The organism is Lachnoanaerobaculum orale (assembly GCF_003862485.1).
GTDB classification, from domain to species: Bacteria; Bacillota; Clostridia; order Lachnospirales; family Lachnospiraceae; genus Lachnoanaerobaculum; species Lachnoanaerobaculum orale.
In genome coordinates this window covers 739,050-763,014 of record NZ_RRCM01000001.1, presented here as the reverse complement: position 1 = coordinate 763,014, position 23,965 = coordinate 739,050, and the positions used below count along the sequence as shown (strand labels likewise).

General features: G+C 38.8%; 25 protein-coding genes. 1 reads left to right on the top strand and 24 read right to left on the bottom strand.

What is annotated here, in order from left to right:
* Window positions 1-7 precede the first annotated feature (7 nt).
* From EHW90_RS03765 to EHW90_RS03680, 18 genes are all read right to left on the bottom strand, one after another.
* Window positions 8-1,471 (bottom strand): nicotinate phosphoribosyltransferase, encoded by a 1,464-nt coding sequence (locus tag EHW90_RS03765; protein ID WP_124952632.1) that lies wholly within the window; start codon window positions 1,469-1,471, stop codon window positions 8-10.
* Window positions 1,472-1,541: 70 nt separating this feature from the next.
* Window positions 1,542-2,147, bottom strand: a complete 606-nt coding sequence (locus tag EHW90_RS03760) for a hypothetical protein (RefSeq protein WP_124951339.1) — start codon at window positions 2,145-2,147, stop codon at window positions 1,542-1,544.
* Window positions 2,148-2,219: 72 nt separating this feature from the next.
* On the bottom strand, window positions 2,220-2,543 hold the full coding sequence (locus EHW90_RS03755) for a DUF1292 domain-containing protein (RefSeq protein ID WP_124951337.1): 324 nt from the start codon (window positions 2,541-2,543) through the stop codon (window positions 2,220-2,222).
* Window positions 2,544-2,552: 9 nt separating this feature from the next.
* On the bottom strand, window positions 2,553-3,503 hold the full coding sequence (locus EHW90_RS03750) for a bifunctional riboflavin kinase/FAD synthetase (protein WP_124951335.1): 951 nt from the start codon (window positions 3,501-3,503) through the stop codon (window positions 2,553-2,555).
* Window positions 3,504-3,515: 12 nt separating this feature from the next.
* A complete protein-coding gene (gene truB, locus EHW90_RS03745; protein WP_124951333.1) occupies window positions 3,516-4,400 on the bottom strand; it encodes a tRNA pseudouridine(55) synthase TruB in 885 nt (294 codons plus the stop codon).
* The gene (locus tag EHW90_RS03740) at window positions 4,393-5,340 is read right to left on the bottom strand and encodes a DHH family phosphoesterase (protein ID WP_124951331.1); all 948 of its coding nucleotides are present in this window, start codon (window positions 5,338-5,340) and stop codon (window positions 4,393-4,395) included. The genes truB and EHW90_RS03740 overlap by 8 nt, the downstream gene beginning before the upstream one ends.
* Window positions 5,333-5,704 carry a 30S ribosome-binding factor RbfA gene (gene rbfA / locus EHW90_RS03735; RefSeq protein WP_009445754.1) on the bottom strand — a complete coding sequence of 124 codons (372 nt, stop codon included), beginning with the start codon at window positions 5,702-5,704 and terminating at the stop codon, window positions 5,333-5,335. The genes EHW90_RS03740 and rbfA overlap by 8 nt, the downstream gene beginning before the upstream one ends.
* Before the next feature lie 13 nt (window positions 5,705-5,717).
* Window positions 5,718-8,603 carry a translation initiation factor IF-2 gene (gene infB, locus EHW90_RS03730; RefSeq protein WP_124951329.1) on the bottom strand — a complete coding sequence of 962 codons (2,886 nt, stop codon included), beginning with the start codon at window positions 8,601-8,603 and terminating at the stop codon, window positions 5,718-5,720.
* 3 nt (window positions 8,604-8,606) lie between these two features.
* Complete coding sequence (locus EHW90_RS03725; protein ID WP_009445756.1) at window positions 8,607-8,912, bottom strand: L7Ae/L30e/S12e/Gadd45 family ribosomal protein; 306 nt, start codon at window positions 8,910-8,912, stop codon at window positions 8,607-8,609.
* Entirely contained in the window at window positions 8,899-9,183 is a 285-nt protein-coding gene (gene rnpM, locus EHW90_RS03720) for an RNase P modulator RnpM (RefSeq protein ID WP_124951327.1), read from the bottom strand. The genes EHW90_RS03725 and rnpM overlap by 14 nt, the downstream gene beginning before the upstream one ends.
* Window positions 9,161-10,339 carry a transcription termination factor NusA gene (nusA, locus tag EHW90_RS03715; protein ID WP_124951325.1) on the bottom strand — a complete coding sequence of 393 codons (1,179 nt, stop codon included), beginning with the start codon at window positions 10,337-10,339 and terminating at the stop codon, window positions 9,161-9,163. The genes rnpM and nusA overlap by 23 nt, the downstream gene beginning before the upstream one ends.
* Window positions 10,340-10,357: 18 nt before the next feature.
* Entirely contained in the window at window positions 10,358-10,858 is a 501-nt protein-coding gene (locus EHW90_RS03710) for a ribosome maturation factor RimP (RefSeq protein WP_009445759.1), read from the bottom strand.
* A gap of 82 nt (window positions 10,859-10,940) precedes the next feature.
* Window positions 10,941-11,342, bottom strand: coding sequence for a type II toxin-antitoxin system tRNA(fMet)-specific endonuclease VapC (vapC, locus tag EHW90_RS03705; protein ID WP_124951323.1), 402 nt, complete (start codon window positions 11,340-11,342; stop codon window positions 10,941-10,943).
* Complete coding sequence (gene vapB / locus EHW90_RS03700) at window positions 11,339-11,566, bottom strand: type II toxin-antitoxin system antitoxin VapB (RefSeq protein WP_124951321.1); 228 nt, start codon at window positions 11,564-11,566, stop codon at window positions 11,339-11,341. The genes vapC and vapB overlap by 4 nt, the downstream gene beginning before the upstream one ends.
* A gap of 169 nt (window positions 11,567-11,735) precedes the next feature.
* Window positions 11,736-12,461: an SH3 domain-containing protein gene (locus tag EHW90_RS03695; protein WP_124951319.1), complete on the bottom strand. Its 726-nt coding sequence runs from the start codon at window positions 12,459-12,461 to the stop codon at window positions 11,736-11,738.
* A gap of 11 nt (window positions 12,462-12,472) precedes the next feature.
* Window positions 12,473-13,483 carry an N-acetylmuramoyl-L-alanine amidase family protein gene (locus tag EHW90_RS03690; protein ID WP_124951317.1) on the bottom strand — a complete coding sequence of 337 codons (1,011 nt, stop codon included), beginning with the start codon at window positions 13,481-13,483 and terminating at the stop codon, window positions 12,473-12,475.
* 9 nt (window positions 13,484-13,492) lie between these two features.
* On the bottom strand, window positions 13,493-14,332 hold the full coding sequence (locus EHW90_RS03685) for a YARHG domain-containing protein (RefSeq protein WP_124951315.1): 840 nt from the start codon (window positions 14,330-14,332) through the stop codon (window positions 13,493-13,495).
* 16 nt (window positions 14,333-14,348) lie between these two features.
* Entirely contained in the window at window positions 14,349-15,008 is a 660-nt protein-coding gene (locus tag EHW90_RS03680; protein ID WP_124951313.1) for a zinc ribbon domain-containing protein, read from the bottom strand.
* A 274-nt stretch (window positions 15,009-15,282) separates the two neighbouring features.
* Here EHW90_RS03680 and EHW90_RS03675 point away from each other — a divergent pair, with 274 nt between their 5' ends.
* Complete coding sequence (locus EHW90_RS03675; protein ID WP_124951311.1) at window positions 15,283-17,127, top strand: vWA domain-containing protein; 1,845 nt, start codon at window positions 15,283-15,285, stop codon at window positions 17,125-17,127.
* Window positions 17,128-17,170: 43 nt separating this feature from the next.
* Here the strand turns inward: EHW90_RS03675 and EHW90_RS03670 are convergent, their stop codons facing one another.
* The 6 genes from EHW90_RS03670 to EHW90_RS03645 form a co-directional block, all read right to left on the bottom strand.
* A complete protein-coding gene (locus tag EHW90_RS03670) occupies window positions 17,171-18,283 on the bottom strand; it encodes an ABC transporter permease (RefSeq protein WP_124951309.1) in 1,113 nt (370 codons plus the stop codon).
* Window positions 18,261-19,451: an ABC transporter permease gene (locus EHW90_RS03665; RefSeq protein ID WP_124951307.1), complete on the bottom strand. Its 1,191-nt coding sequence runs from the start codon at window positions 19,449-19,451 to the stop codon at window positions 18,261-18,263. The genes EHW90_RS03670 and EHW90_RS03665 overlap by 23 nt, the downstream gene beginning before the upstream one ends.
* On the bottom strand, window positions 19,452-20,135 hold the full coding sequence (locus EHW90_RS03660) for an ATP-binding cassette domain-containing protein (RefSeq protein ID WP_243113904.1): 684 nt from the start codon (window positions 20,133-20,135) through the stop codon (window positions 19,452-19,454).
* On the bottom strand, window positions 20,122-21,765 hold the full coding sequence (locus tag EHW90_RS03655) for a zinc ribbon domain-containing protein (RefSeq protein ID WP_124951305.1): 1,644 nt from the start codon (window positions 21,763-21,765) through the stop codon (window positions 20,122-20,124). Before EHW90_RS03655 ends, EHW90_RS03660 begins: the two co-directional genes overlap by 14 nt.
* 158 nt (window positions 21,766-21,923) lie before the next feature.
* A complete protein-coding gene (locus tag EHW90_RS03650; RefSeq protein WP_124951303.1) occupies window positions 21,924-23,054 on the bottom strand; it encodes an N-acetylmuramoyl-L-alanine amidase family protein in 1,131 nt (376 codons plus the stop codon).
* Between the two features lie 3 nt (window positions 23,055-23,057).
* The gene (locus tag EHW90_RS03645; protein ID WP_124951301.1) at window positions 23,058-23,939 is read right to left on the bottom strand and encodes a MetQ/NlpA family ABC transporter substrate-binding protein; all 882 of its coding nucleotides are present in this window, start codon (window positions 23,937-23,939) and stop codon (window positions 23,058-23,060) included.
* Window positions 23,940-23,965 lie beyond the last annotated feature (26 nt).

Below are 23,965 nucleotides of genomic sequence, written 5' to 3'. Positions count from 1 at the left end.
TATCTATTTATAACTCCTGATAATGATATTTTTGCAATAATTCATATCTCATATCCCAAAGCTTCTGTGACAAGTCTACATAAGTCTCATGAGGGTATGCAAGTCTCTTTGACTCATCCCAAAGAGTATCAAGCTCCTTCTTACAAAAATCTCTTATCTCCATTACTGAAGGTGACTTATATACACATTCACCGTTTTTAAATACCGGAACCAAAAGCTCCTTAACCTCAAATGAACCTGCATTAAGCTTTGTCCTCTTCCATGTCTCCACAGGGTCAAAAAGCATAAGTGATTCATCTTCAGATAAAATCTCATCTTCCAAGCATATATAATCGGCTATTATCTTACCTGTCTTCTTATTGTAAATCCTGTATATTTTCTTATTTCCCGGGTTTGTAATCTTTTCCGCATTTTCAGACAACTTTATCTTCGGTATAAACTCGCCGTTCTTATCATCCTTAACAGCTGCAAGCTTATATACACCTCCGAATGCAGGACAATCCTTGGATGTGATAAGATTTGTACCTACACCCCATCTGTTGATGGTGGCACCCTGCAATTTCAATGAAGAAATAATATTCTCATCAAGGTCGTTTGAAGCGGATATAACAGCATCACTAAAACCAGCCTCATCAAGCATTTCTTTAGCTCTTTTTGACAGATATGCAAGGTCACCGCTGTCAAGTCTGATACCGTAGTTTTTAAGAGGTATGCCTGCCGCTCTCATCTCTTTAAATACTGTTATCGCATTCGGTATACCTGATTTTAAGGTATCATAAGTATCTACCAAAAGCGTACATGCTGTAGGGAATGTCTTTGCATATGCTCTGAATGCGGTAAGCTCATCCGGAAAACTCATTATCCAGCTGTGTGCATGTGTTCCCAGTACCGGTACATCAAACATTCTTCCGCACAGTACATTGCTGGTTCCCACACAACCTGCTATCATTGCCGCTCTGGCACCGTATATACCTGCGTCAGGTCCCTGTGCTCTTCTAAGTCCGAACTCCATAACTCCGTCACCTTCCGCAGCCAAAACAACTCTTGCTGCTTTGGTTGCTATCAGTGACTGATGGTTTATGATATTTAGCAGTGCGGTCTCTATAAGCTGTGCCTGCATTATAGGTGCAATAACCTTTACAAGCGGCTCTCTCGGGAAGATAACGCTACCCTCAGGTATAGCGTAGATATCTCCTGTAAACTTGAAGTTTCTTAAGTACTCCAAAAAATCATCTCTGAATATCTTTGTACCTCTCAGATATTCTATATCTTCATCATCAAAGTGCAGGTTGTTTATGTAGTCGATGACTTGGTCAAGTCCCGCACATATTGCATATCCGTTCTTATTCGGATTTGATCTGTAAAACATATCAAAAATAACTGTTTCATTGGCGCTGTTTTCCACATAATATCCCTGCATCATTGTAAGTTCATACAAGTCTGTCAGTAATGTCAAATTTCTTTTATCCATCATTCTTCCATCCTTTTTCCGGCAACTACATAAGCCTTTTCTACCAATCTATGCTCTATTTAAGATATTGTCAAGCATTTTTATTAAAGAGTATCAATCCGCCCTTTCTTCTATAGCCTGTATTCCAAAGCTCTTTAAGGTCAAACCACCTGTAGCTTCCATAGCTTACCACCTTGACCAAAAACTTATCCACTTCCTCGTCATATCCGGTAAGCAAAAACCAATGCCATGAAAAATCTCTGTACTTTGTATTCTTATGCATAAGAACAAGCATCGGCACCAAAAGTCCCCTGTCTATCTGTGATTTTACTGCATTTTTTGCATCATCAAGTGAGTTGTCGCCTGAAAATTCCGACAGACTTATAGAATGCTCATCCATATCTTCCAAAAACTCACTTACTCCGTCCACATATATCTCAAGTCTGTCAATTCCCGTTATTCTGGGTCTTAAATAAGGCTTTACGCTGTTTGAAAAGTCAATGTAATCAAGGGAAGTTATCCTGTCAATATCATATGGATAGAGCTTATCCTTACCCATATACTTTCTCATATAAATAAAGCTGTCACAAGCGGTTACACAGGCACATCCGCCCTTATTCATCCAAAGGTCCTTAAAATCGTTTTGGTCCCATCCATATTTACCGTCAACATTAAAATAGTCTAATTCTTTTTTCATTTCCTTCACCATATATGCAAAAAGTTACAGTTTAACCGCATTGTCAAACTGTAACCTGATTTTGCATTTTATTTAGAATTCATCGTCTCCAAGCATATCCTCAAACTCTTCATCGTCAAGAAGCTCGTCAAAGGCATCTGCAACTATCTCATATTCTTCATCTGTCTCTATATTGGTAAGCTCAGGCTGACCGTCTTCTGTCTCTGAATATCTGTAAAGATATACCGTTCCCTCCTCGTCATCCGTCTCAGGCATTACCGCAATATACTCTCTGTCACCTGCACTGAATATATTTAATACAATGCACTCCAATACCGTGTCATCATCAAGTGTGATAGAAACAGATACACTTCCGTCATCTACAATACCATTTTCAAATAAATCTTTCTCTTCCATAGCTCTCCTTTAATTTGCATGACTGTTCAGGAAGTTCAATACTTCCACTTTGTCCTTGCTTATTTGGCTCTTTAAAGCCTCCAAACTTTCAAACTTTATCTCAGGTCTTATATATTTATAAAGATATACCTCTATCTCTCTGCCGTAAAGTGTGGCGTCAAAGTTGTAGAGATATGTCTCAACCCTTGCAATATGGTCCTTTTTATCATCTTTTATACTTGGATTTGAACCTACATTTGTAAGCCCTAAATAGAGTGTATCGTCATCGCCTATTCTTACTCTTGACGCATACACTCCGGATTTGGGCAGGTGCTTCTCACTTGAAGGAAAAATATTCAGTGTCGGAAAACCCAGCTTAACACCGAGCTTATTTCCCTCTTCAACAACACCGCTTATAGAATATACTCCTCCTAAAAGCTTATTGGCTTCTTCCATATCTCCCTCATCAAGCTTTGACCTGATAAGTGTGGAGCTTATATCATTTTGGAAATCGTCTTTTTCCTTTGTAATTATCTTTACATCAAAGCCCCATTCCTTTGAAAGCCTGTTAAGCAGCTCTATATTACCGCTTTTTTTATAGCCGAAAGCCGCATCGTCTCCTGCCACTATCTCAGCCATGCCAAGCTTTCCTATAAGAATATCTTTTAAGAACTCCTCACCTGTGAGTCTTGCGATATCCATATTGAAGGGATACTCTATATAGTAATCAATTCCAAGTTCTTCTAATTTTTTTCTTCTTTCCACATTTGTAAAAATCTGTGTGGTATGTTTATTTTTTACAATATTTGACGGCAATATCCTGAAGGAAAATACCACAGTCTTCAGTCCTCTTTCGGTCGCCTCTTTCTTAAGCGTCCTAAACAACTTTCTGTGCCCTCTGTGTTCACCGTCAAACTTTCCGATAACAACAGCTGTTTTTTCTGTTATATTTATGTCAGTTGTATTTATAAATGTAATCACATTATCACCTGTCTATAAAAACATCTTAAATGGCTTCAGTTCAGTCATCTCTCTTCTATATATCGCAATAAATCTATCCTGTGAATCATATAATCTGTATAATTCACTTAATTCAAAATCCTTATTAAGCTTTAACTTATTGCCGTTGTACAGATACTTGTCAAATTCGGCAGAGGTATTTATCTTCGGCAGGAAGGAAAAGTATTCTTCCACGCTCATTATATCATTATTTATACACTCTCTTCTTTCTTCAACCTTATTAAGGGTAAGCGCCCCTTTTATGTCAAACCTATCCACTCTCGTCCTTATAAGTGACTCCATGCAACCGCCTACTAAAAGCTTTTCTCCTATATCATGACATAGCGTCCTTATATATGTACCCTTTGATACCTTGGCTTTAAACTTAACTCTCGGCAGACTTATATCTATAATGTCGATATCAAAAATATGAACTTTTCTCGGCTCTCTTTTGACTTCCTTGCCTTCTCTTGCCAAGTCCACAAGTTTTTTACCGCCCACTTTAAGTGCGGAATACATCGGCGGCAGCTGCATATACTCACCTAAAAAGGAAAGTATTACAGACTTTACATCATCTTCTTTCAATGATGAAGTATCGGCTTTTTTTAATATCTCACCTGATATATCCTGAGTATCTGTGGACATACCCAAAAGCAACACCGCCTCATACTCTTTTGACTTGTCTGTAAGCATATCCGAAAGTACGGTTGCATTCCCAAGTAAAACGGGAAGTACACCTGTAGCATCAGGGTCCAAAGTACCTGAATGTCCTATCTTTTTTTGCTTTAATATACCTCTCATCTTTGCTACGACATCGTGAGAGGTATAACCTTTTTCTTTAAAGATATTTATTATACCGTTATAAGTATTCTTAGCCATTTAGTTCTTTCTTTATCATAGGCAATATGGTGTTCTCCAAAAGTTCATCAGCCTTGCCGTAGACTGTAGCTCCTGCCGCCCTCATATGACCTCCGCCGCCAAGTGCCGTGGCAATAGAGCTTACATTCGCATTTATTGAGCGAAGACTTACCTTATGTTCATCTTTGGCAGTCTCATACATAAATAATGCTATCTCCACACCGTCTATATTTCTGAGATTGTCTATGATTCCATCCATTTTTTTCTTATCATCAATATAGCCTGTCCAAGTGTCATAGTCAAGCAAGCCGTAACAACATTTACCGTCAAATATCAGCTTGGCATTTGTAAGTACCAAACCCAAAAGCTTTGTTGCGTTGAAGTCTTTCTTAAAATAGGTATCATCAATAATCTTTGTAAAATCAAAACCCTTATCTATAAGTGCGCCTGCTATTTCCATAGTCTGCCTTGTGGTTGACTGATATTTAAACACCCCTGAGTCGTGAACTATTCCGGTGTATAGGCAAACAGCCGTATTTACACTGATTTTGTCATAATCAAGCAGCGTATACAAAAGCTCACAGGTGGAACTTCTAAAGTCCTCCACTATGTTGAACTTTGCAAAATTTGTATTGGTGACATGGTGGTCTATGCAGATACTGTTCTTTGCAGTATCAAGCATTGCACCCCTGATTCCAAGTCTTTCTCTGTCAGAGGCATCTAAAGATACCAACAGATCCGCCTGTAAAAACGGGTCTTCACTTATCAGGTCAAACCCGTTCATATATGAAAACTTCATAGACGGCTTCTCAAGGCAAACTCTTACCTGCTTACCTTCAAAATTTTCAGTTATATAGTTATAAAGTGCAAGTGTTGAACCTGTGCAATCTCCGTCAGGGCTTACATGCCCTGTAATTGCTATATTTTTTGCATTCTCAATAAGCTCTAATAATTTATTCATTGCCCGTCTCGTCTTTTTTTATTACTTCATCTATCAGCTTATCCATTTTCATACCGTAAGCCAATGACTCGTCCAAAACAAACCTGAGTTCAGGTGTGTTTCTTAAGTTCAATCTTCTCGCAAGCTCTTTTCTTATAAAGCCTGAAGAGGATTTTAATCCCAACAATGTCTTCTTTGACTGCTCATCATCCCCAAGTACGCTGACATATATTGTAGCGTACTTTAAGTCTGTGGTAACCTCCGCATCTGTAACACTGGTCATAGGTGCGACTCTCGGGTCCTTCACCTCTCCCCTGATGATTTCAGATACAGTTTTCATTACCTCCGAGTTTATCATAGTAGACTTCAAACTGTTCTTTCTCATACATTCCTTTCTTTTACTTTCTCGGAACTTCTACCATATCATATGCTTCAACCTGGTCAAATTCCTTGATATCGTTGAACTTCTCAAATACAAGACCGCACTCGTAACCTGTGGCAACTTCCTTAACATCGTCTTTAAATCTCTTAAGTGATGCAAGATTTCCGTCAAAGATCTGCTCTCCGTCTCTTGTAATTCTTACCTTACATCCTCTTACAAACTTACCGTCAAGCACATAGCTACCTGCAATATTACCGACACCTGAAGCCTTAAAGATCTGTCTGATCTCCGCATGTCCGATAACCTTCTCCTCATAGATAGGCTCAAGCATACCCTTCATAGCGCTCTCGATATCTTCGATTGCCTGATAGATTACTCGATAAAGTCTGAGGTCGACATTTTCTCTTTCAGCTGTGGCCTTTGCCATCTGATCCGGTTTTACATTGAATCCGATAATAATTGCGTTACTTGCTGCCGCAAGTACAACATCGCTCTCATTGATAGCGCCTACGCCGCCGTGGATTACCTTTACGGCAACCTCTTCATTTGAAAGTTTTGTAAGTGACTGCTTTACAGCCTCAACAGAACCCTGCACATCGGCCTTTACAACTATAGGAAGTTCCTTGACATTTCCCGCCTTAATCTGGCTGAACAAATCGTCAAGTGAAAGCTTTGCCTTGGTATCTTCGATAAGCTTATTCTTGCTCTCTGAGATAAAGGTTGCGGCAAATGCCTTAGCTTCCTTGTCGTTTTCTGTAGCCACAAATACTTCACCTGCATTCGGTACGCTGTCAAGTCCCAAGATCTCAACAGGTGTTGAAGGTCCTGCCGATTTTACCTTGACTCCCTTGTCGTTCATCATTGCACGAACCTTACCTGAGCATGCTCCTGCCGCTATGAAATCTCCTACATGAAGAGTACCCTTTTGAACAAGTATTCTGGCTACAGGTCCTTTACCCTTATCAAGCTCGGCCTCTATTACAAGACCTCTTGCTTTTCTGTTCGGATTTGCCTTAAGCTCTTTTACTTCTGCTGTAAGTATTATCATCTCAAGAAGGTTTGAGATACCCTCTCCTGTCTTTGCGGATACAGGTACAAATATAGTTGAACCGCCCCAATCTTCAGGAATAAGCTCATACTCTGAAAGCTCCTGCTTTACCTTGTCGATATTTGCGGCAGGTCTGTCTATCTTGTTGATTGCAACTATTATCTCAACACCTGCAGCCTTTGCATGGTTGATGGCCTCTACAGTCTGAGGCATCACGCCGTCATCCGCAGCTACTACAAGTACTGCAATATCTGTAGCCTGCGCGCCACGCATACGCATTGCTGTAAACGCCTCATGTCCCGGTGTATCAAGGAAAGTGATAGGCTCTCCGTTGATTTTTACCATATATGCACCGATATGCTGTGTGATACCGCCTGCCTCTCTGCTGGTAACATTTGTCTTTCTTATAGCGTCAAGAAGTGATGTTTTACCGTGATCGACATGACCCATTACCACTACTACAGGCGGTCTAGGTACCAAAGTATCCTCCGGATCGTCCTCTTCAGCCAAAAGCTCTCCGATAACATCGACCTTTTCTTCCATAGTACAGATAACGTCATACTCAAGAGCAATCTCTTCAGCCTGCTCAAATGTAAGTTCCGTATTCAATGTAACTATCTGTCCTTTTAAGAAGAGCTTCTTTACTATTGTTGAAGGCTGAAGCTTAAGCTTTGAAGCAAACTCCTTGATAGTGATTGTCTCAGGGATAATGATCTCTTTGATATCATCCTGTACCTCTTCCACCTTCTGCTTTACAGGCATTATGAACGGGTGCTTGCTTACCTTACCCTTTGCAGGTCCGTCCTCGGTTCTGTGCTTCTTATCGTTCTTATTGTTATTTTTAAAGTTGTTTTTATTGACTCTGTTGGAAGTCTTCTTTCCTAAGCCGTCAAGTACAGGAACACCGCCTGCGGCTGAGTCGTTTTTCTTAAAGCCCTGCTGTTTGTTGTTTCCAAAACTTCTGTTAGAGCCGTTATCTTTGGAGAAGTCTTTGTTTCTGTCGTTTGAATTGCCAAAGCTCTTATTGTCCTTGCCTGCAAAGTTTCTGTTTCTGCCCTCTCCGTCTTTGCCCCTTTGATTTCTGTCGTTTTTGAAGTTGCCCTTTTGATCCTTATCTCTGTTAAAAGGCTTCTTGTCTCTATTCTGGTCTCTGTTTTGAGAGCGTGAATCTTTTCCTCTTGCCTTATCTCTTTCTTCTCTTTCCTTGAAGATATTTCTGATAGGCGCGGCATTTTCCTTAGCCTTTTTTGCAGCTTCCATCTCAGCATAGACATTTCTCGGCTTAACAGGCTCTTTTACATCTTCCTTTACAGGTTCAGCCTTTTTTTCTTCTACTGCAGTCGATACTGTATTTTCAACCGGCTTTGATACAGGTGCCTTCTCTACAGTAGCACTTGTCTCCTGCTTCTTTGCCTCTTTCTTTACGTCTTTTGGCATATCACTCTTATTCTTTTCTTCACCTGCACTCTTATTTTGAGTATGCTTTGATACATCACCTTCAGAAGTTTTCTTTGCAGCCTTCTTTGCCTGTGTACCTGCCTTTGAAACTGATTTTTTTGTATTCATCTGCTGTGCGTTTTGCGGTCTGAACACGACATTTACCTTTTTCTTCGGAGCTTCATCCTTTTTGCCCTCAGATACTTTAGTTGTCTCTTCCGCCTTGTTGTTTTCTATATTCTCTTTATTATTCACTTTTTTATTACCATCTATATTATTAAATTTTTCTCTAAGCATTTTTTCTTCATCAGCTGATATATTTGACATGGCAGCCTTATCTATGCCCTTTTCCTTCAAATATGCTGTCAGCTCATTGTTCTTTTTTCCTATTTCTTTTGCCAGATCGTTTACTCTCAATTATCATTCCTCCGTGATTTTTAATATTGCATTTTTAAATCCGTCCTCAGTCAATGTTATTGATGATCTAAGCCCTTTGCCTAAAGCTGTTCCCAAAGTTTCCTTTGTGGAATATATTATCATTGGAACATGATAAAATTTACACTTATCTTCAAATTTCTTTTTTGTGTTTTCAGATGCGTCAGTCGCTATTATGACGAGTTTCGCCTTGCCCGACTTTATACATTTTTCCACTGAAAACTCTCCTGACACCACCTGACCTGCTTTCATTGCAAGTCCTATCAAACTCAATACCTTATCTCTTGCCAAGCTTTGCCATCTCCTCACTAAGCTTTATCAAAACATCCGTATCTACATTCATTTTAAATGCTCTGTTCAATCCTTTGGTTTTTATAGCTTTTTGCAGGCATTCGGGGTCATTGCATATATATGCTCCTCTGCCGTTTGCTCTGCCTGTATCATCTACAAGCATCTCTCCCTCAGGTGTCTTTACTATTCTGATCAATTCTTTTTTAGGCTTTGACTCATTACATCCGATACATTTTCTTTGAGGTACTTTATTCTTCAATATCGTTGCCATTTTCTGTTTCTGCCTCAGCATCCTCATTATTATCCACATCCGTGTAATCTTCACTGTCTGTAGACATATCTTCATTTCCGTCTAATGAGTCAAATACTCCAAGCTCTCTTGCCTGACTTTCACTCTTTATATCTATCTTATATCCTGTAAGTCTGGCGGCAAGTCTGGCGTTTTGTCCTTCCTTACCTATCGCAAGTGAAAGCTGGTAGTCCGGAACTATTACGTCCGCTTCCTTCGTCTCTTCATCCGCTACAACCGCGATAACCTTTGCCGGTGAAAGCGCATTCTCGATAAGGTATGCAGGATTGTCATCCCAGTTTACTATATCCACTTTTTCGCCTCTGAGTTCATCAACCACAGCATTTACTCTGACGCCGTCCACACCTACACAGGCTCCTACGGGATCTATATCCGGCTCATTGCTGCATACAGCAATCTTTGTTCTTGAACCTGCTTCTCTGGCTATTGACTTTATCTCAACCACGCCGTCTCTTATCTCAGGCACTTCAGACTCAAACAGTCTCTTTACAAATTCGGGATGTGTTCTTGATACCGATATTCTCGGACCCTTAGGATTGTCCTTTACCTCAAGTACAAATACCTTTAGTCTGTCTCCAAGCTTTAATTCTTCGCCTTTTACCTGCTCACTTTCAGCAAGTACCGCATCTATTTTACCGAGATTTATTGCTACATTCTTGCCCATAAATCTTGTAACAACTCCGCTTACTATATCTCTTTCCTTCATATAGTAGTCGTTGAAGATAACTTTTCTTTCTTCTTCTCTTATTTTTTGTAAGATAACGTTCTTTGCCACTCCTGCCGCTATTCTTCCGAATTCTTTTGAAATAACAGGTACAAGTACTACATCTCCCACGCTTAGGTTCGGATTTTTCATTCTCGCTTCCGCAAGTGATATCTTTGTAGCCTTATCCTCAAGGCTTGGCTTGTTGCCCAGACTTTCCACAACTTCCTTACTCTGTATTATGGAGTAGTCACATGTATTCGGATTTACGCTTACCTTTACATTGTCAGCCGTTCCGAAGTTGTTCTTACATGCAGAGATCAATGAGTTCTCAATTGCCTCTAATATTGCCGCCTTACTGATATTTTTTTCTTTTTCCAAGAGATCAAGCGCCTCAAGTAATTCCTTATTCATCCTTTGTATTATCCTCCGTTAAAAATCTATTTTCAATCTGATATTTGCGATTTCTTTTTTTGTAAAGACTTCATCTTTATCTTCTGTTTCTATTGTTATATTTTCGCCGTCAAATGACTTTAATACTCCTTCGAAATCCTTCACACCTTCCCTTGGCTTATAGAGCTTAAGCTCAACTTCTTTCCCAAGTTCTCTTAGAAAATCCTTATCCTTTTTCAGGGCTCTTCCAAGTCCCGGTGAAGAAACCTCCAGAATATATCCCTCATCAATAAAATCATTCTCATCCAGCCAATCGCTAAGACGCCTTGAAATCTCGGCACAGTCTTCTATCCCTATGCCGCCTTCCATATCGCAGTATGCTCTTAGGTAGTATTCTCCGGCTTCTTTGACAAATTCGACATCCACCACCTCAAATTCAAGCTCACCGCTCAGTTTTTCTAAGAACTCTTCCGTTCTTTTTACATAAGTTTCACTTTTGCTCATTTCTATCCTTTCATATGCATAAAAAAGTGGACCCACCGGCCCACTTTCCTGTCAAACATATTTTAATTACTATAGCACATTTCTTACATAAATGCAAGGGGGAAATCGGATTCCATGCTTACTTGACCCAATTACATACTTCTAAATCGGGGACTCTTGTGAACTCTTTAATATTGTTGGTTACTATAGAATAACCCAGCGACTGTGCATGAGCAGCTATCATCATATCAAGCGGACCTATCGGTGTTCCCTTTTTTTCTAAATAAGCCCTGATTTTTCCATAATTATTTGCTGCATTAATATCAAAATCCAGCACCTCTATATTAGATAACAGCAATGTTAGCGCAAGTCTGTTTTTATCAACTGCCTTACTTTTCTCTACACCATGCACCAGCTCTGCATATGTTATAGATGAAATACATATTTCTTCAGGATCATGCCTTTTCAACTCTTCTATTACACTGTCCGGCTTGTTCTTTATTATATATATGCATATATTTGTATCTAACATATATCTCATAGTTCTTCTCTCTTCTGAACTAAGTTATCTTCTCTGTCAATCATAAAGTCGTCTGAAAACATATCTATAGCTATAATAAAAGAATCCCACTTGCTATTTTTAGGTAATAGAATCACTACATCACCAATTTTATTTACCATCACTTCATCACAATGAAATCTATACTCCTTAGGCAATCTTACCGCCTGACTTCTACCATTTTCAAAAACTTTTGCTGCCAACATAAAATCACCATCCTTTCAAAATAAGTATATATCAAGATATATATCAAGTCAATATGTATACAATCTTTATGAAAGCTGTCGTTATTAAAAGCTTCTGACTCCGGTATATTTAGCATCTATATGTTCACTGTAATAGTCACCAATTTTATTTTTTCACATAACTATAAAATCAATACGCATCAATATAACTTGCCAATGCATAGCCTTCGATTCCGTAATAATTGATATAATAAAATCCGTTATCGGCACCGCTGTAAACGGTCACTATCGACCCTAAAGGAATCTTTGTAATCTCTTCTCCCTTTGTACTTGGAGTCTTGCGAAGAGTTATAAATTCATTACATCTGACCACTTTACCTGTCCATGATGTACTTGCTGCCGCAGTTGTGGAAGCCACATAGTGATTATACGGGTCGACACTTAAATATGAAGCAAGAGCATAGCCAGTACTTCCGTTATAGCTGACTTTATAAAAGCCGTTTGCGGCATTCTCCATAAAACTTACCGCCGCACCTAAAGGTATCTGCCTTATCTCCTTTGCACTTGTAGAGTCCGCTGTACGAAGTGTAATACTTTCATTACAATTCACAACATAAAGAGTAGTCAAAACCTGCGTCATAGCTGTGGCAGGCTCTGCTGCCTGAGTCTGTATCTGAGTTGTCTGCGGTATGTCCGCCTGTTCGCTCATCGGCACAGTAGAGGTCTTATCTACAGTGCTTTCTTCCACCGTAGGAACGCTCTCATCCTCTGTGGATTCCTTTTCATCCCTATCTTCCTCTGTGGTTTTGTTATCACCGCCAAGTTTTATTGTTATACTTTTTGACCCGCATGCAGAAAGGGCAAATATTGCGGCAAATAAACAAAATAAATATATTATCACTCTTTTTATTTTCATAAAGTTCTCCACTACTTGTTAAAATACTGATCTATAGCATTGGCCATAGAAGTCGCAATAGCATCTTTCTTTGTTGAGAGTATCTTTGCATCTGTAGCGTTGTCGGCAAATCCTACTTCCACCAAGCAGGTAGGAATGGATGAATATGAGAATATCCTAAGAACCGCAGAATGTGTTCCCTTATTCTTTAAACCTGTAGTCATAGTGATATTGCTTTCCATATTTTCCGCAAGCTTCTTTGACAACTCTACATTTGACTTTGTCAGACCCATTATATTTGTATATCCCGGATAAGTACTGCCCGATATATAGTCACTGTCTCCCGGATAAAAACTTAGAGTACCTGAGTTTTTACCGGTATTTGAGTGAATTGATACCATAATATCGGAGGTCTCACCTGCTATAGCACTTCTTGCACCGTTTGAAATATTTTGATTAAAATCCGTTCTGCTCATAACTACACGGTATCCGTTATTTATAAGCAAATCCTTCAGTTTCAGAGCCACCTTAAGACTGAACTCAGGTTCAGTTTCTATTTTATCATAGACATTTTTGCTGTCTCTGGCCTCCACACCGACTCCGTACGCCTTAGCGCCTACCATGGAAGTCTTCATACTCTTTAGCAGCGAGTCATCAACCGGATAATATTTTTCTCTTTTTTGATTGGCTTCAGGTGCCGAATTGTCACCATGTCCCGGGTCTACAAATACCGTATGGCCGTTGAACACCTTAGGTTCAAATACATAAGCCTTATAATCAGGTGCACTTCCGTCCGCATTTTTCCACAGATAAGGTCTGTACTTTGAATTCTCGCTCAGGTGATATACTCCGTTTTGGGCAACTGCCGTTTTCTTTTCCTGTGCCTGCGTAGCGGCCTGTGTAGCGGCGGCTGTTTCTGCAGTATTATACCTTGTAACAGGTTTTACCTTTCTCTTTGCGGTACCTGCGCTGACACTTATACTTGCCGCTACCGATATAATCAATATACCGCACACTAAATGATACATCTTATTCTTTTTCATATTACCTCCTTACTTTGTATATCCCATTTCCTTTTCATATGCGATTATCAAATTTCTGTTTTGTATCTCAATATCACTAAGCATTGTGTCACTGAATCTGTCTGCAGGTATAGTTCCGTGATACCAGCTGCGTGAATTGAAGTAATTTTGCAATCCGGCGTCATCAAACATTCTTCCGTGTTTTGCATAGATTTCATTTCTTGCAAGGCGACACTGTTCGGCAGTAAAACCTGCCAACTCACTCTTATCAAGTACCCTTGTGCTGCTGTCAGGCAAAATAAATTCACTGTTCATTGCAACTGTACCGGGTACTGTAACGCTTTCTGTCTGTGCCACTGTAGGCATAGTATTAGGCTCCGTCTGTTCTACAGTAGGCATAGTATTTGCTTCACTCTCACTCTCGCTCTCTTTTTCCTTGGCCCTTCTCTCCTTTTCCTTCTCTCTTTTGGACGACTTGCTCTTATCAAGTGTACTTTCCTGATTCTCATTATCACTTACAGATATGCTGATAACTCCGGTCTGAACAAGTGCAAAGATAATCAAAAGAATTGCCAATATAATACCGAGTATTGTAATAATTGCAATCTTAATTCCTTTATTCTTTTTAGGCTTTTTGACAGGAGTGTTTCCTGCGGTATTTCCCGTATTGAAACTTATACTGTTGCTTGGCTGTGAAACCGCTGCAGGTTTTGCAGTATCGTCATCCTTTTTAAGATTTACCTTGCCGCCTGCTACAATCCTGTTCTGACCGCCTGTACCTCCACTCTCATGTTGTTTTATAGGTGCACCGCAGTTCGTGCAGTACTTGAGTCCGTCTCTTACCTGCTTCCCGCATTTTGTACAAAACATGCTTATTCTCCCTTATCTATCTGAATATTCCGTAATCATCAAAGAATATTGTCCACTTACCGTCTTCCTTTATAAGATAAAGATCGTCAATACTGTCTGATGATGACTTCTTGCTGCCCTTTACGGTAAGCTTGAGTTTATCAATCTTTATCATCTTTGTAATGCCGTTTGTATCCACATTGTAGTCGTCTGAAAGCTTATCCTTATACTTTTCAAGTTTTCTGTCTGTAATTTCAGACTTGTCCTTTATCTCATAAGTAATCTTTTTAACCTCACTGTCTATCCTGTCCTCATAGCCGTCAAGCTTGTTATCAAGGAATCTGTCAATCATCTTGTCATAATCCTTAGCTCCGTAAATATCTTGGCTTATGCTGCTTGATATGGATACAATCGTAGTATCGTCATCGTTTTTCATCGCCTTAACAAACTTATTTAAAGTGGATTTATATCCTGAAGCGCCGCCGATTATATTTGCTATTACCGCTATAACAGCTATTACAACTACAGCACATCCTACAGCAACCGCAATGCCGAGCTTTTTATTGCTTCCTCCTTCAGGCACAGCCTTTGTCTCAGCTTTATCCTTTACAACATTTGAAACAGGTGTACCACATTGTCCGCAGACAGCATCCCCGTCTTCCATCGGTGCGCCGCAATTTGCACAGAATTTTGCCATAATATTATTCCCTCCTCGATATGTAATAGAATCTTCTTTATACAGTAAATTTTACCATAATTGATTCTTAAATACTATAAAAAATAATTTCTTGTTAAGCATATCCTAATTATATAATCATAATTTTGACAAAATACTTTATAAACAACCGTTGTCTTATAATACTGTCAATAATAATTATAAATATAAATGTTTCGTAAAACTTATTCATGATTTACACTTAATATTTTAAGATGTATAATATTAATAATAAAGTAAGGAGTTTTTATTAAATATGAAAAAAATCATAATTGCCGCAACTTTACTGGCTCTATCATTTTCTATATCCGCCTGCAGTCTCACTGACAAGGGCAGCCTGAAAAAGATAACCGAAGGCAAGGAATTCAACGCCTGGGAAATGGATTTGGCCGAAAAACTTGAGTCTTACGGACTTGAGGACGATGAGAAGGAAAAGCTTCAAAAGATTGATGAAGAATGTGACGATATCAAGGACAATGATTACAAAACTCAACTTTTGACTGCAAAAAAGCTTGTAAAGCTAAGCTCTCAAATAGAATCAAGGCTTGAGGATTCGGCTAAGGACCTTGTAGAGAAGTTGGGCAAAACAGATGTACCGTACGCCTCGGAGGATGATAAGAAAAAAATCTCCGAGTACAGTGAAACTGTTTCAGACATGATAAAAAAGCACGACTTCAGCAATTATAAGGATATTTCAGAGAGCTTCAGTAAGCTTGTGGAAAATTCAAGCACAAAGCTTACAGGTCTTGATGTAAATATTGTCCAGTTTGACTACACCAACTATCCTACAGTCAGAATGTATGTGGATGTAAAAGATTCATCCGGAAATGTTGTCACCAATCTCTCGCCTAATATGTTCTTTGTCTCACAAAAAAGCGTAGCAAACGGTGATTTTCAATCCGTAACCATTAAAAATATCTCAATGCTTGACCAAAAGGACGCATTGAACATTGATATGGTAGCGGATACCAGTTCCAGTATGGAAGGTGAGAGACTAAGCAGCGCAAAGACTGTAATGTCAACTTTTTTAAATACCGTACAGTTCAATGTAGGGGATAAAGTAAAGCTTACTGAGTTCAACTCATATATTGATAAAAGCGGAGTTTTCACATCTGATGTAAACGCACTTAATCAAAAGATTTTTTCATATGTGGCCTCCGGTCAGACAAAACTTTACGATACACTTATCTATGCAGTACAGGATGTATCCGGAATACCGGGTGCTAAATGTGTTCTGGCTTTTACAGACGGTGAGGATGTAGGAAGCTATAACAGTGCAAGCGATGTAGTCAATGTGGTATCATCCTACAAGATACCTGTTTATATAGTAAGAATAGGTGATAACTACAGTGCAAACGACCCTGAACTTATGCAGATCACTTCAGCCTCAGGAGGTGAGTTTAAATACTTCTCCTCTTTCGGTATGGATATGGGTAATTTCTACAACAGCATATATACAGGAATGAAGAAGTACTACGAAATAGAATACGAAATGCCGGATCCGACAAACTATACGGATAAAAGAGATTTTAATGTGTATGTAAAGGGAGACGGTGTCGGTGGAAGTGCCGATATAGAGACAAACTCGGGAAACGACTTTTTCAACACTCTTTTAGGTAATTTCTTAAGAAGCTATATCGAAGATATGAATTCTCACAGTTACAACCAATTGGCTTCAAAGATAGATGATACTGTAAGTCCTACAGACGAAACCGGACTGAAGTACCAGATGTCAAAGCAGGTTACAGGCGGATTTGCCAATGTGGTAAGTGAGAGCCTGATGTCATACAGTGTAAGTTCAATCACTGTAGTGGATGAAAATACTATAAAACTTGCTACCGACGAAGATTATGATGTTATACTTGACAGAAAGTACAGCTCCTTTACCGGAGATAAATTAAACCAGCTAAATAATATACTTTATAGAAATTCGTGGAATGTAGGTCCGGATTCACAAATAAGGATATGGGAAAGAGTAAACCAAAAACCTGAATATGTCCTCAAAAAAGGCAGTGACGGTGTTTGGAGATTTTCACAGTACTCTGTGGACCCGGGCAGCAACGCTACAATAGCAATATATGATGCCGTAACGGCATATTAAAAAAAGGCACCTGTTTGACAATAACCGTCTCGCAGGTGCTTTTTTATTTGAGTTTTATAAAGGATATAATTTTATCAACAGACAGCAATGCCGCAACAAATAATATAAAATCATAAAACCTGCCGTCTTCAATCACACTCAAATAGTAATATATCGGATCAAGCCTTGTAATAAACCTGATACCCAAAACTCTCACATCAAATATTACAGGTGCAAAAATAATCAAAAATAAAATAAGCGGAAAAATAAGCGCTTCCAATATTTCGGCTCTTTTAAAAGTTTTTCCAAGTATATCCGCAATCAGTATAAACGAGACCGAAAGTAAAAATATAGCCTCTATCTCAATAAATATATCTGCCGCCTGACCTGTCAAAAATAATGTAAAAAGCATTACAGCTGCCAATGTAGCCGCAATACCTACGCTGTATACAGATGCAATGACTCTCTTAATCTTTTTATCCGCCATAGAAAAAAGTCCGTTTTTCTCATCATTTAAAAAATAGATATCGGCAGTCAAAGTACCTACAAAAAGCCATATACATATAAAACCTCTTATCGGATATGTCATATAGTCAAGGTTTTCATAAGGACTCTTTCCTTTTACACCCTCAAACTTTATAAAGTCACCGTCCACATCTATATCGTCAAAATATTTATCAAGCACCTTTGTATCACTCACACCGATTTTTCTCATATATTTTATATACTCGGAGTGTGCAATATACGGATACAGTGCGGCATACAGCTTTTCTCTTGTGATACTGTTTATAGCAGAGTCTTTGCCTTGAATCACCTTTATACTATTATCTACCATATCATCAAGTGAATCCGGAAATACCCATATGATATCAAGCTTTCCTCTTTTCAAACTTTCTTTTGCAAGTTGTTCGTCGCCGTAAACCTTAAAGTCAAGTACACTCTTCTCATTCTTAAGCTTATTTACAACCGCTCTTACATCACTGTTACATGAAGAATACGCCACAATTCCGATATCAAGTAATCCCTTTTTTTGCTTGGATACGGACATTATGCCAAATACAAGTAAAGGCAATGTAAGAAGCATTACTATAAACTCGGTCCTTTTTAGAAGTCTTTTAAAAAGAGCAATATACCATCTTTTTATTGTCAGGATATTATCTTTTATTTCGCAAAACATATACTCCTCCGATAAATAAAATACTGTATACAAGTATCACCGCAAAATAAAAAATATCCACATTATACCCCATGCCGTCACTAAGTACCTGTATACCCGCACCTGAAGGCAAAAACATTGAAAGCCCCTTTACAGTATCCGGAAAAAATCTTATAGGGTAGATACATCCGCCTATATATCCGAGTGAAAGCCCAAGTAACAGCTCCAAAAGTACCGCCACCACTCTTTTAGCTGTTATCTCATATATGAACAAATGCATTGAAGCAAACATAGCGGATAAAAAAATTATATCTTTGCAATATTCAAATAAATGTAAAGAATTATGATTCCACGATAAAATATCACCTGTCAAAGCCATACCGGCTGTAAATATAATCACCATTAAGCTTATATACAGGCTTACTACAAGTATATCCGCAGTAAGTGAAGCAGAGTATGAAAGTCCTCCAGATTTTAATACCTTTAAAAGACTCTCATTTTTTTCAGAAAGCAACCCTCCAAGTCCAAGCCCTGTAAACATCATAAAAAGAACGCTCATACCGCAAATATAATTATCCGTATCTGAAAGTGCGCTCAGAGTATCAACACTTTTCACATCATATATTTTACCTCTGCTCATTACATTCTTTAAAAGTTCTATATTAAGTTCGGTATTTGCACGCTCTCTGTCATATACCTGCGGATGATCAATCAGATAATCATCTGCCGCATATATCGCTCTTTCTGAGTTTACCAAAAGCGTTGAAAAAACGGCAGCAACCTCCTTTGACAGATCACTTACCATGCCTGCTCCCGAGCTTACATATTCTATAGGTCTGTTTTCTCCGTTTTCAAGCGCCTCTATAAAGTCCTTATCTATTTTAAAATAACCTATTATCTCGCCTGATTTCAGAGAGCTTTTTGCCGCGGTCTCGTCCATATTTATAAACTTTATTGAAAACCTTGAAGCATCCATATTGTTTAACATCTCCACTCCAAGTTTCATATATTTATTTTCAATACTCCCTACTATGCCGACTCCTATCCTGCTTTGTGACTTACCGGCCGTCCCGATTTTTAAAGCAAAAATGCCGCAAATACCTGCTATTGTCAAAAAATTAAACAAAAGAGCCATCGGAAGTACTCGAAACAATCTCTTTATTTGAATCAAAAGATAAGATTTGAACATCTAATCACCTATCAGTTTCGCAAGATTTTTTATATCGCCGTCAAAGCGGTAATCACTAAGTAATCCGTCTTTTAAAATATAATATCTGTCACATAAATTAAGCTCACCCTCATCATGTGTCACAAGTATGACTATACCTCCCATAGCGGTGAACTTTTTTATATACTCATGTATTACTTCCTTTGCCGCAATATCAAGCGCCGCACTAGGCTCATCCATAAGCAATATCTTTGAATGTTTCTTTACCGCACAGGCTATTGAAAGTCTCTTTTTCATACCCTCGCTTAAAGTAGATACCTTTTTGTTTATAAATTTTGTGACGCCGAGGTCTCTTATTATTCCCTCTTTTGCACTGATATCCAAATATTTCCTGTCATGCCAAAGCAAAAGATTGTCCTTTGCCGAAAGCTCCTCTATAAGCGGATTTTTCTGCGGTATTATCCCTACAACAAATCTTCTCCTTTTGTCATCCTTTAAAAGATCATACCCCTCACAGATAAACTCTCCCTCATCGGCATCGGTTATTCCTGCCAATATAGAGAGAATGGTAGTCTTTCCGCTACCATTCCCTCCTAAAATCCCTATACAACTGCCAAACTCTATACTAAGAGATACTCCTCTTAGTATATCTCTTTTTGCGTATCTTTTTTTCAGTCCTACTATATCTATACTAGTTGATTTCATCTTCCAACTCATCCACATATTCGCTCGGGACTCCGGCTTTCCTTAACCTGTCTGTGAATTTGTCCTTGTCAAAGTTCTCTCCGTACTCCTGCAAATCCGTATCGTTGGTGGAGTCAAGCTTCTTTCCGTCAAGCTCATTCGGCTTATTGAATTTGCCTGTTGCATCGTCTACGGCAACTCTTACAAGAGTGTCGTCATCTTTCATAATATTTAAAATAACCGAACTCTTCTTTGTATCCTCCTGCACCTTTACACCTAAACTGTAGTCGGCTATATCTCTGTCGGTCACAGACGCAAAATCCAAGTCCATATCCATATATCCGTTTTTCAACTTTTTCAAATCTATTCTGTTGACACCGATACTGACGGTTTGTCCTGAAGCTGTGATATCAAAATCTCCGATTAAAGCCGAGTTCTTTATCTTACCTTTACCTGTAATACTTAACTTTTCATATCCGTCACCTATATTGATTTCTACGCCCAGCTTTGAGGCACTTACAGGAGTCTTATACTCAATTACAGTCTGATTGTCTGCAACCAGTTCTTTTGCTACAACTTTCTTACCTGAAACCCATATACTGAACTCAAGGTCGTTAAACTGCTCGCTGTCCGCATATTCACGCTCAAGCTCTGCAAGACTTCTGAATTCATCATAAGCCTCCTTACCTGACATTCCGTTATCTGAGAATTTTCCGTATGCGTCACCGCACTTTATAACAGTCTCTTTAAGTTCGTCGTCTTCAAGCGCTTTATCAAGAATATCCTTTTTGATTTCTTTTATTTTATCTCCAGATATATATGCTGTAAGCTTTGTAGCCTTTACTCTCACGCCCTGTGCCTCTACACTGTCCGAGGTCTTTTCCACATCATCTATATTTTCAAGAAAAATCTTTGTATACTTATCTGAAATCTTTTTAAGTTTTGCCGAATCCGGAACAGCCTCTGCAAACATGGCGTTTATATCCAATGACTCAAAAGCATTGAATCCTCCCATATACCCTATTCCCGATAATTCATCCGTATTAAATGTGAGTACATCATCTGAAAATTCAGGCAATTTTACCTGCATACTCTTATCATTCATATATGCATCTACCTTAAAAAGGTCCTTTTTATTAAGTTTTGTATTAAACTCGATTTCCATATCATCAAGAGTAACATTGCCGTTATATTCCAATTGTAAATTGTCAAACCAGTCTATATCACTGTAAATTCCAAGCTCGGATGATAAAAAATCCTTACCCTTGTTTGACAACTCAAAACTTGCAATACCGTTTGTATTGTATCCGTCTCCGTATGCTTTATATCTTTCCTTCACTCTGTCTATTGACTTTCCGATATAACCTATCACGGAATCGGACTCTTTTTGTATTGCGGCCTTAAACTGATCCTTAGGTGACATAAATACGCTCTTTGCAACACCTACTCCCGCATATACCGCTCCTACAACTACAACCGCCGCCAAAACACCTGCTATCAAAGCTACAGGTTTCTTTTTCTTCTTTGGGCCTTCATCATATCCTTCAAAAGCACTTGCATCTGCCGGCTTGTAATCAGGGTTCTTTTCTCCGCAATTTGCACAGAACATCTCATCCGGTTCTAACGGTGCATTACATTTTTTGCAATTCATAAAATATCCTCCCGAAATCTACATAAATAGTAAAATACTAGCACATTTATTTTACTATATTTTGTAACTTTTTTCATTATAAATTAGCATTCTTAAAAAATATTTTAAAATTTTAATAAAAAAAGAACCTTCAGTCATCAACTAAAGGTTCCCTTATATTAGAATCCGAATCCTTCCGCTATAGCCTTGGCGTCTGCATTCGCCCATTTGTTTATCAAATCAGACTGCATAGCCTTCTTTCTGACCTCAGGCACCGAGTGAAAACCGTGTTCCACTATCATACCGAAAACTCCCGCCGCATTGGCTCCTCTTAGTACACCGTAGTAGTCTCCGTTTTCACCAAGTCTGTAATACACACTGCCGTTTGTAGTAATACTGTCATTTTTAGCTACAGTCCACTCACCTATTGAGCCTTTCTTTACAGAGTCAAAACTTTTGCTCTTTGAAAGTCCCTCGTCAAAGCTTACCTTTGTGAGATTCTCGCCAAGCTTATTTGCCATATTTATACACATATCATTCTCTTTTGCCAAAGAGTTTAATATGATAATCGGCTTGTTTATAGCAAGAGGCTGACTGTCTGTAGGATAACCGTTGGCATGAGGATTGTTTGAGTTGGTATGCAATGAAATAAATATATCCGCTCCGTTTCTCTTTGCGAAATCACCGCGAAGTGAAATATGTCCGCCGTCCAGATTCTTATCGCTGAATCCGTCAATTGTAATACTTTCGGTAGTCCTTGTCATCACACAGCTGATACCGTAATTTTTCTTTAAGGTATCTCTGAGTGAAAGTCCAAGCTTAAGAACGGCCATAGCTTCGGAATAACCGTAGCCCTCATCACCTTCTACGGCATTCTTTGTCTGAAAATGTCCCGGATCAAGGCAAACCAATACATTACTTGCATATATCGACTTGCCCTTTAATACCTTTCCGGTCTTTAAATAAGCGTCCACTCTGTACTCATATCTGACATAGCCTGTAGCACTTAACTTATCGGTATAGGTAATATTTCCGGTCTTAGACATATCCTTTGAAGCTATTTTCTTTATCTCAACAAAATTTTTTGAAGTCTTATCTTTTCTAAGAATTACATATCTGTTTACTTCATTTATGCCGCTGCTTGAAAAAGATAAACTTATCTCATTCTTTGATTTTCTTTCAAAATCCATATTGTCGATTGCGGACTGTACATTTGCCTGTGCGCCGTACACACTGTTTGTCAGTATAAAAAATACAAATACAAAGACAGCCGCAGCAAGTACAATTATATTCTTAGATAAAGTCTTCATAGATTAGAACATAGGTACAACAGCACCGTTATACTTGGTTTCTATAAACTTCTTTACAGTATCGCTCTCAAGTGCCTTAATAAGTGCAAGTGTCGCATCCGACTTCTGATCTCCGTCTCTTACAGCAATGATATTTGCATATGTTGTAGCCGCAATTGACTTTGCATCCTCGATTGCAAGCGCATCGCTCACCTTAAGTCCCGCCTGTATTGCATAGTTGCCGTTTACTACAGCGATATCCACATCACTGAGAGTTCTTGCCACCTGTGCAGCCTCAATCTCTTCTATATCAAGGTTCTTAGGATTCTCTACTATATCCTGTTTTGTAGCATTGATTCCTGCACCCTCTTTCAACTTAAGAAGTCCGTTCGCTTCAAGTAAAAGAAGTGCTCTCGCCTCGTTTGTTGCATCATTAGGTACTGAAACCTTGGCTCCGTCCTTAATTGCATCAAGTGATTTTGTCTTTCCCGCATATATACCGAAAGGCTCATAGTGTATTGCACCTGCTGAAACTAAAGTTGTATTATGCTCCTTGTTGAAGTTTTCAAGGTATGGATAATGCTGGAAGTAGTTTGCATCAAGTTCCTTTGAATCAAGTGCAACATTCGGCTGAATGTAGTCATTGTACTCAACAATCTTAAGATCATATCCCTCTTCTTTTAAAACCGGCTTTGCAGCTTCAAGTATCTCCGCATGTGGTGCAGGAGATGCTCCTACAGTTATTGTCTTTAACTCTCCGGTTGCAGCTGCGCTCTCACTTGATGACTCGCTTACAGACTCACTTGCGCTCTCACTTGAAGTTGTTGTATCTGCCGCCTTCTTTGTGCATCCTGCCAAAGCAAGCAGTGATGCCAAACCTAATGCCAATAAAATTCTTTTCTTCATATATATTCTCCTCCGTTGTTTTCTTA